Origin of the sequence: Arthrobacter sp., from assembly GCF_030540645.1 — a bacterium.
GTDB lineage: Bacteria > Actinomycetota > Actinomycetes > Actinomycetales > Micrococcaceae > Specibacter.
In genome coordinates, this window is record NZ_JAUNVV010000003.1 from 68161 (window position 1) to 76430 (window position 8270).

The 8270-nt window shown below is 60.4% G+C and carries 9 protein-coding genes; 7 read left to right on the forward strand and 2 right to left on the reverse strand.

Annotation, left to right across the window (positions count from 1 at the left end):
• Positions 1-14 precede the first annotated feature (14 nt).
• The 5 genes from Q4P21_RS01410 (at position 15) to Q4P21_RS01430 (ending at position 4955) form a co-directional block, all read left to right on the forward strand.
• Entirely contained in the window at positions 15-1268 is a 1254-nt protein-coding gene (locus Q4P21_RS01410) for a S9 family peptidase (RefSeq protein WP_303387077.1), read from the forward strand.
• A gap of 124 nt (positions 1269-1392) precedes the next feature.
• Positions 1393-2856 (forward strand): amino acid ABC transporter substrate-binding protein/permease, encoded by a 1464-nt coding sequence (locus Q4P21_RS01415; protein WP_303387078.1) that lies wholly within the window; start codon positions 1393-1395, stop codon positions 2854-2856.
• Positions 2853-3593, forward strand: coding sequence for an amino acid ABC transporter ATP-binding protein (locus Q4P21_RS01420; RefSeq protein WP_303387079.1), 741 nt, complete (start codon positions 2853-2855; stop codon positions 3591-3593). Before Q4P21_RS01415 ends, Q4P21_RS01420 begins: the two co-directional genes overlap by 4 nt.
• A gap of 106 nt (positions 3594-3699) precedes the next feature.
• The gene (locus Q4P21_RS01425; protein WP_303387080.1) at positions 3700-4611 is read left to right on the forward strand and encodes a glutaminase; all 912 of its coding nucleotides are present in this window, start codon (positions 3700-3702) and stop codon (positions 4609-4611) included.
• A 140-nt stretch (positions 4612-4751) separates the two neighbouring features.
• Entirely contained in the window at positions 4752-4955 is a 204-nt protein-coding gene (locus Q4P21_RS01430; RefSeq protein WP_303387081.1) for a hypothetical protein, read from the forward strand.
• A gap of 17 nt (positions 4956-4972) precedes the next feature.
• Here the strand turns inward: Q4P21_RS01430 and Q4P21_RS01435 are convergent, their stop codons facing one another.
• The gene (locus Q4P21_RS01435) at positions 4973-6193 is read right to left on the reverse strand and encodes a hypothetical protein (RefSeq protein WP_303387082.1); all 1221 of its coding nucleotides are present in this window, start codon (positions 6191-6193) and stop codon (positions 4973-4975) included.
• Positions 6194-6209: 16 nt separating this feature from the next.
• Positions 6210-7472, reverse strand: coding sequence for an amidohydrolase family protein (locus tag Q4P21_RS01440; RefSeq protein ID WP_303387083.1), 1263 nt, complete (start codon positions 7470-7472; stop codon positions 6210-6212).
• A 223-nt stretch (positions 7473-7695) separates the two neighbouring features.
• On the opposite strand from Q4P21_RS01440, the gene Q4P21_RS01445 reads away from it, so the two are divergent.
• Both Q4P21_RS01445 and Q4P21_RS01450 read left to right on the forward strand, forming a co-directional pair.
• On the forward strand, positions 7696-7881 hold the full coding sequence (locus Q4P21_RS01445) for a CsbD family protein (protein ID WP_303387084.1): 186 nt from the start codon (positions 7696-7698) through the stop codon (positions 7879-7881).
• Positions 7882-8002: 121 nt separating this feature from the next.
• Positions 8003-8161 carry a hypothetical protein gene (locus Q4P21_RS01450; protein WP_303387093.1) on the forward strand — a complete coding sequence of 53 codons (159 nt, stop codon included), beginning with the start codon at positions 8003-8005 and terminating at the stop codon, positions 8159-8161.
• Positions 8162-8270 lie beyond the last annotated feature (109 nt).

Below are 8270 nucleotides of genomic sequence, written 5' to 3' on the forward strand. Positions count from 1 at the left end.
AGGAGACGAGTTCCATGACGCAGCCACCAAGCCCATCGGACCGGCCGGATCGGCGCAACAAGTTCTTTGACTCTGAGTTCCATGACGGGTTCGGCCAGTGGCCAGTGGCGTACATTCCGGTGGGCGGGGCGGATATGGGGGACATTGTCGCAGTGGCAGATGAGGTAGCCGGCGGTGACGATTCCGTCTTCCACCAGGCATGGGTCGCAGCCGGAGACCGGAAGAGCGCAGAAGCTGTGTCGGTGCTGGCTGCCGGGCACCGGGCCAGCGCACGGTCGCTGTTCCTGCGGGCCAGCTGCTTGTATTCATCGGCCAATCATCCGCTGTACGGTGGGCCGGTGGACCCTCGGCTGATCGCGGCCTACGACAAGCAGATGAATGCCTTCCAGCGCGCCATGGAACTGTCAGCGGTGCCCGTACAGCCGATCAGCATCCCCTATGAGGGCACGGAGCTTCCGGGGTGGCTCATCCCTGCCCACGGACGCGAAAGTGAGGTTCTGCCCCTCATCATCTTGAACAACGGCTACGACGCAACGATCACCGACCTCTATTTCGCTTCAGGCGTGGCCGCGTTGGAGCGCGGCTATCACGTGCTCATGTTCGACGGTCCCGGCCAGGGTGAGATGTTGTACAAGCGGGGGGTGCCTTTGCGCCCGGATTGGGAGGTGGTGATCTCCGCAATCGTTGACTATGCCATGAGCGTGGAGATCGTCGACCCGAAGAAGATCGTGCTCAGCGGTTGGAGCCTTGGGGGCTATCTGGCACCCCGGGCGGCATCGCGTGAACACCGGCTTGCGGCCTGCATCGCAGACCCGGGGCAATGGGACATTGCCGAAGCATTCCGCAGCTTCGCTGTACAGCTCGGTGCAAGCGCCGATGAGGTGGCGGACCTGAATGCTCTCAGCGAGACGACGATTGAGCGGATGTGGGGCGCGATCCAAAAGAACCGGCAACTGCGCTGGAGCATCGTGCAACGCGGTTTCTGGGCCAACGGCGTGACAGACTTGCGGGCGTTCATTCAGGCGTCAGCCCAGTTCACGCTGAAAGACCAGGTCGGCGACATCCGCTGCCCGACTCTGCTGACATCGGCAGAACTGGACCCGCTTGGGGCAGCGACGAGGGCGTTCCATGAGGCGTTGACTTGCCCGAAGACACTCTTGGAGTTCACGGCAGCCGAGGGTGCTGGAGGGCATTGCGAGATGGCGAACCGGTCATTGCTCAACCAGCGGGTACTTGATTGGCTCGATGACACCCTTGCCACCTCGTAGCGTCGAGATCCGTGGCACCTATCGCATGGTGGAAGCAAAACCTGTAACGTCGAGGAGTACTTAAACCGCCACTAGAGGCGTGAAACTCCATAACAAGGGAAAATATATGCTAAGACGCCCACCCATGTGGCGGCGCAGAGGCGGCACGTTTGCTGCCCTTGCCGCTTTTTTTACGGTCGCCATCATGTTCTTCGGGATCGGCGGAGCATCCGCGCTGGCAGTCCCCACCGCGCCCACAGATGTCAAGGGCAAGACGTTCGCGATTGCCACCGACACCACGTTCGCTCCGTTTGAATTCCGCGACGGCAGCGGCGAACTCGTCGGCATTGACATGGACCTGCTGCGGGCCATCGCCACGGAACAGGGCTTCCAGGTTGACATCAAGTCCCTGGGTTTTGACGCGGCCTTGCAGGCGGTGCAGTCAAACCAGGTGGCCGGCGTGATCGCCGGCATGTCCATCACGGACGAACGCAAGAAGGTCTTTGACTTCTCCGAACCCTACTTTGACTCCGGCGTGCAGATGGCCGTTGCCAAGAACAACGAGGACATCAAAACCTACAAGGACCTCAAAGGCAAAACGGTCGTCGCCAAGCGGGGTAGTGAGGGCGAGACGTTCGCCAACTCCATCAAGGACGAGTATGGCTTCACGGTCAAGGCGCTTGCCGACTCCGCCACGATGTACGACGACGTCAAGGCCGGCAATTCCGTGGCCGTGTTCGACGACTACCCGGTGCTTGCCTACGGTGTCAGCCAAGACAACGGGCTGAAGATCGTCACTGCGAAGGAACAGGGTAGTTCCTACGGTTTCGCCGTCAACAAGGGCCAAAACCAGGATCTGCTGAAGGCTTTTGATGCTGGCCTGGCCAACCTGAAGGCCAATGGTGAATACCAGAAGATCCTCGATAAGTACCTGGCCAAGGCCGAGGTGCAGGAGCAGGGCGGCTTCTTCCAGCTCGTCAAGGACAGCTTCCCGGCCCTCATGAAGGGCCTGTGGCTGACCATGGTCGCCACCGTCCTATCGCTGGCCATTGCGCTGGTGCTCGGCGTTGTCTTTGGCTTCTTCAAGGTGGCTGAAAGCAGGATTCTGCGTGGCATCGCCACCACTTATGTGGCGATCTTCCGAGGCACGCCGCTGCTGGTTCAGGCGTTCTTCTTCTACTTTGGTCTGCCCCAGATGACGGGACAGCCCCTTGATGTGCTCACCGCCGGTGTCATTACGCTGAGCTTGAACGCCGGCGCCTACATGACCGAAATTGTCCGCGGCGGTATCCAGTCCGTTGACGCCGGCCAGTTGGAGGCCAGCCGCAGCCTGGGCCTGGGCTACGTCACTTCCATGCGCAGGGTGGTGGTGCCGCAGGCGATCAAGATCATGACGCCGTCGTTCATCAACCAGTTCGTCATCACGTTGAAGGACACCTCCCTGCTGGCCGTCATCGGCTTCGCGGAACTGACCTATCAGGGCCAGCAGATCTACGCCACGAACTTCCGCACCGGTGAGACCCTGCTAATCGTGGCGGCGCTGTACTTCATTGTCATCACCGCCCTGACCCAGCTTTCCAACCTCGTGGACAGGAAGTTCAACAAATGAGCGCAAGCAACGCAAAAATCAGTGTCAAGGGCCTGAAGAAGTCCTTTGGCGCCAATGAAGTGCTCAAGGGTCTCGATGTTGATATTGCCGAGGGCGAGGTGGTGTGCGTTATTGGTCCGTCAGGTTCGGGCAAGTCAACGTTCCTGCGGTGCCTGAACAAACTGGAGGACATCAGCGGCGGGACGGTGTCGGTCAATGGTTTTGATCTGACGGACCCCAAGGTTGACCTGAACGCCGTGCGCCAGAACATTGGCATGGTGTTCCAGCACTTCAACTTGTTCCCGCACATGACGGTGCTGCAGAACATCATGCTGGCGCCAGTGGAGCTGAAGAAGCTGGACAAGGCCGCCGCCCGGGCCAAGGGCATGGAACTGCTCAAGCGTGTGGATCTGGTTGAGAAGGCCGATGCCCGTCCCGGTTCACTCTCCGGCGGGCAGAAGCAGCGTGTGGCCATTGCCCGAGCGTTAGCGATGAACCCCGGCATCATGCTCTTCGACGAGGCCACCAGCGCCCTTGACCCGGAGATGGTGGGTGAGGTGCTCCAGGTCATCCGCGACCTGGCCGCCGAGGGCATGACCATGGTGGTGGTGACCCATGAGATGGGCTTCGCCCGTGAAGTGGCCGACCGTGTCATCTTCATGGATGCGGGATACATTTGCGAGGAAGGCACCCCGGATGCCATCTTCTCCAATGCCCAGCAGCCGCGGTTGCAGGAGTTCCTGGCCAAGGTTCTGTAGCGTTTTTGGCAGGGGCCGGCACGATGGCTGGCCCCTGCCTTTTTGAACTCAGCTTTTTTGTACAGGTTGAAAGTACGACGACGGCACAACAGTTTTGGAGCGCGCGATGGACATGCAGGGGATCCTGGAGGAGATAGTGGAAGACATTGGCCTGCTGGGCCGGCACGGCGAGGTGGCCTCCTATATTCCCAGCCTGGGTGAAGTTTCCCCGGACAAGTTCGGCATCTGCGTGGCCATGGCCGATGGCTCCGTGTTTGGGGCAGGGGACTGGCTCACACCATTCTCGATTCAAAGTATTTCGAAGATCTTTTCGCTTGCCTTGGTGATGTCATACGACTATGACTCCATCTGGAAGAGAGTCTTTCGTGAACCGTCAGGCACCCCTTTCAACTCGATGATCCAGCTTGAGGCGGACCTGGGCATTCCTCGAAACCCGTTTATCAATGCCGGTGCGCTGGTGGTGACCGACAGGCTGCTGACCTTGACGGGGGACGCGGCAGCGTCGGTGCGCGGACTGTTGCGCAGCGAGTCCGGGAATCCCGAAGTTGATGTGGATGACGTGGTTGCCGCTTCCGAGGCGGACCACGGGCACCGAAACGCCTCCATGGCGCATCTGCTGGCCAGCTATGGCAATCTGGAGAATCCGGTGGAGGATGTGCTGTCGAACTACTTCAAGCAGTGCGCACTGGAGATGACGTGCGAAGACTTGGCCAAGGCGTCGTTGTTCCTGGCCCGGCATGGAGTTTCATCCGGCGGTACCCCGTTCCTGAGCCCCAACCAAAGCAAGCGCGTCAACGCGGTGATGCTGACGTGTGGCACCTACGATGCTGCAGGGGAGTTTGCCTATCGGGTGGGCGTTCCGTGCAAGGGCGGCGTGGGTGGAGGCATTGTGGCGATCGTCCCCGGCCGCTGTTCGGTAACCGTATGGGGGCCGGCGCTGGGGCCGAATGGGAACTCCATGGCTGGCATTGCAGCCCTGGACCAGTTCACTGCCAAGACAGAATGGTCCATCTTTTGAGTACTGTGTTTTCGAACGGCAATGTTCATCTGGTGCCTTTGAAGTTCGTTGACGGGGACGTCCTTCAACGGCTGTTGGTGGCAGTGGCTGGGTTGTAGCTAGCGCCTGGCCAGAACGACTTTGTGGGGGAGCCTGCCGCCATGGGCGTGCTTCAGCTAGGCGCAGCCACGGAGGCTGGCTGGCCGGATGCCGATGGTGCAGTGCTTTTGCGCGGCTTCCTCATTGACAAAGATCTCCAGGAAATCGGGTATGGCTCACAGGCCACCATGGCCGCCGTCGAACTGGCGGAAGAGCTGGTGCGGGTGTCCGGGCCGGACCGCAACGGATCCTCTACCGCGCGTTGACCACGAACTAAATCCCACTACAGTGTCGACACCAGAACTGAGGCGACTAGGATTGAGGCGGTGGTGACCGTGGTGAATCCGGCCACCAGCATGGGGGTGACGAGTTCGTCGAAGATGGCCTTGCGTTCGTGTTCATTCCGGCCGACTGACCGGCTGACTTCCTGACAGAGCATGAAGTCTCCCGGGAAGCCGAAGAGCGCAGTCAGGGCGATGGGCATGCCCTTCAACGGATCCCACCGGAATAGCTTGGAGGCCAGCCAACCGCCGATCATGATGCCGATGGCTCCGACGGCCAGGATGAGGATGGCCGGACCGAGGGTGGCCTTAACAGTCTCGAACGTCACGCTGCTGACAGAGGCCATGATCACGACGATGACGGCGATGAGCCCGAAGCCGAAGGCGTTGGCCTTCTCCATTGCCTTTTCGGGAAAGATCCCCAGGACCCGGCCCAACAGTCCCAGCAGCAGCGCCCAGACCCCGTAGTTGAGCCCGGTCAGCGAGTCCAGCCAGGTCGCGAGACTGGCCGCGACGAACAGCAGAAACAGCAGCGTGGAGGGTTGCTGGTATTTCTCCGGGACGAGTTGGAAGGTGCGCTTCGGCTGTGCCTCGAGCAGTTGTTCCACGGATGCGGGGGCATCAGCGCGGAGTTTGCCCCTTGAGGCGAGAGCCGCAGCATGGGCAACAGGGGCATCGAAAGCGCCGTTGTCGCGGAGCTTGGTCGCGTACTTGCGCAGCAGGATGTTGGCTAGCGGCAGGCCGACAAGGCTTTGCAGCCCCAACACGATTGCAGCGACGGCAACCAGAGACGGGAACCCGGCCTCTGTGAGCTTTTGCGCGGTAATGAGGTACGCGATGAGCCCGCCCGTGACGGGCCCGGTCCCGGCAACGGCGGTTGGGTAGCCCAGCAAGGGCCCGAGCACCACCAGAATCAACACTGCTCCGACGATGATTCCGGACAGCGCGATCAGGATTGCTTTGTACTGCGTCTTGATCTGCCGCAGCGGGATCAATGTGCCCATGTGGGCGATGACGGCACCGACCAGCACCACCCCCACCGAGGTAAACGCCGATTTGGGGATTAGGTCCGGTGGCAGGACCCCGGTCCACAGCAGCACCAGATAACCGGCAATGATGATCAGCAGCGAGGGCACCCATGCCTTGGTGGCCAGGGAAAGAACTTCAGCGATAGCCAGCAAGGCCAAAATGATGGTGACCACATAGACCGGTGATGCGAACATGGTGTTTGTCCTTCGATCAGTGCTGCTGGTGGGTATCTGGGGCAAACTGCTGGACGCCATTCTGGAACACCAGCTCGATCATTGACCGGAGGCGGGGCAGTTGTTCGGCGGATTCCAACTTTTCGTTGAGGAGGACGGCGTCGGCCAGGTAGTTTTTGGCCAGCCGACCCACGGAGTCAGTTGGCGTGATGAGTTCCCCGGCGATCGACGTGGTGGAGGCCAGCACCTGGCGCAGTGTCATGCCCGCGCCGGCCAGCAGGGCAAGTTCCTCAAGGTTCTCGCCATGGACGCCAACGCCCGAGTCGGTGCCCATCCCAATCTTCACTCCTGCCTCGATGGCACGGCTCACCGATGCAAGATGGTCGTCGTACACACGGTATGCCTTGTCGATCACCTGCTGTGGCAGGCCGCTGTTGCCGGCTTCGGCCTTCTTGATGACTGCAGCCGGGGCAGCCAGCGTAGGGACAAGAAAAGCATCGTGGTCCAAGAACATTTGTATGGTGGCGTCGTCCAGGTAGATGCCGTGCTCGATGGTGCGCACTCCGGCGGTGAGCGCGTTGCGGATGCCCGCGGTGCCTTGTGCGTGCGACATGACGTACTTGCCCTGGGTCTCGGCCTCTTCGACAATTACCTTGATTTCTTCGAGACTGAACTGCGAATGACGTGGATCATCGGCGGGAGAGAGGACTCCTCCGGTGGAGCAGATCTTTATTTGGTCGGCACCGGCGCGCAGCAGGGTGCGTACGGACTTGCGGACTTCCTCGACTCCGTCGGCCACGCCGCTGGGCCGTCCGGGGTGCGGTCCCAGCGCGGGGGAGGAGACGCCGGAGGGCATCCAGAAGTCGCCGTGGCCGCCCGTCTGGGACATGATGCTGATGGCAAGGCGCAGCCGCGGCCCCTTGATCAGGCCGGTCTCTTGGGCGACTTTGGCACCCAGATCCGCGCCACCGGCGTCGCGCGCGGAGGTGATGCCTGCCCGAAGCGTGGCCTCGAGGTTGCGTACGGACTCGTAGAATTGCAGTGAGAACGGCTCGACGAAGGCCTTCACGGATCCAGGGTTGGATGAGGTTGCATGGATGTGCAGGTCGATCATGCCTGGCAGCAGCGTTTTGCCGGCGCAGTCGATGACGGTCGCCGTTGCCTGCTGTTCAGCGTTGCCGGCACCAGCGCCCACGGCGGCGATCACTCCATCGACAAAGACGACGTCGGTCGGTTCGGGGAGGAAATCCTCGCCGTCGAACACATGGGCATTCTTGAAAATTGTTGAGGTGGTGCTCATCGTTGCCTCCGGTGACTCGTTGGTGGCATTGCCTCACGGCGAATGTGTCCTATCACCATAGCCCTGGGGCTGTTCGCTGGCACGGGCATTCCTTTGGGCAGCCGCATTTCGGGTTGTCGGTGATGTCTTTCCAGCAGTTTTTCTTCGACGTTCAGGTTATTCTCAGGTTCGGTTATTACATTCGAATGCGTAAACCAGTTGGATTCATATTGAAGGAGGTCCCATGGGACTCGGAGATAAGATCAGCAACAAGGCAGAAGAACTCAAGGGCAAAGCCAAGGAAGCTGCTGGCGACGCAACGGACAACACGAAGCTTCAAGCAGAAGGCGCAGCTGACCAGGCCTCGGCGAAAGCCAAGCAGGCCGGAGAGCACGTCAAGGACGCTGCCAAGGATGTTTTTGGCAAGTAGGCACTAAGAGCTGCTTGGCACCACTCAGGGGCCGGAACAAATTGTTCCGGCCCCTGAGCCGTCTAACACCATCGCTTAACAGTTTTTGGATTTTCCCCCACTGTGCAGGTAGATTTTCGGCATGATGGGATTAATAGTTGCTTTACTTGTTATCTGGGTCGTCTTGGCCGTCTTGGGCTTTGTTGTCAAAGGCCTGCTCTGGCTGGCCGTTCTCGCAATTGTCTTGTTCGTTGCAACAGCTGCGATTGGCTGGGTGCGGCGGAACATCACATCCAAGTAGTTCACAGCGTGGCATGAGGAAGGGCCGGAACGTAAACGTTCCGGCCCTTCCTCATGGTACGCCCAGCATGGGCATTTGCTTGGAGGTGAAAGTCCTCTGAAGGAGAAGG

Coding starts and splice junctions, on each gene's coding strand:
- Q4P21_RS01410 (WP_303387077.1), top strand. CDS start 15: ATGACGCAGCCACCAAGCCCATCGGACCGGCCGGATCGGCGCAACAAG.
- Q4P21_RS01450 (WP_303387093.1), top strand. CDS start 8,003: ATGATGGGATTAATAGTTGCTTTACTTGTTATCTGGGTCGTCTTGGCC.
- Q4P21_RS01440 (WP_303387083.1), bottom strand. CDS start 7,472: ATGAGCACCACCTCAACAATTTTCAAGAATGCCCATGTGTTCGACGGC.
- Q4P21_RS01415 (WP_303387078.1), top strand. CDS start 1,393: ATGTGGCGGCGCAGAGGCGGCACGTTTGCTGCCCTTGCCGCTTTTTTT.
- Q4P21_RS01435 (WP_303387082.1), bottom strand. CDS start 6,193: ATGTTCGCATCACCGGTCTATGTGGTCACCATCATTTTGGCCTTGCTG.
- Q4P21_RS01445 (WP_303387084.1), top strand. CDS start 7,696: ATGGGACTCGGAGATAAGATCAGCAACAAGGCAGAAGAACTCAAGGGC.
- Q4P21_RS01430 (WP_303387081.1), top strand. CDS start 4,752: ATGGGCGTGCTTCAGCTAGGCGCAGCCACGGAGGCTGGCTGGCCGGAT.
- Q4P21_RS01425 (WP_303387080.1), top strand. CDS start 3,700: ATGGACATGCAGGGGATCCTGGAGGAGATAGTGGAAGACATTGGCCTG.
- Q4P21_RS01420 (WP_303387079.1), top strand. CDS start 2,853: ATGAGCGCAAGCAACGCAAAAATCAGTGTCAAGGGCCTGAAGAAGTCC.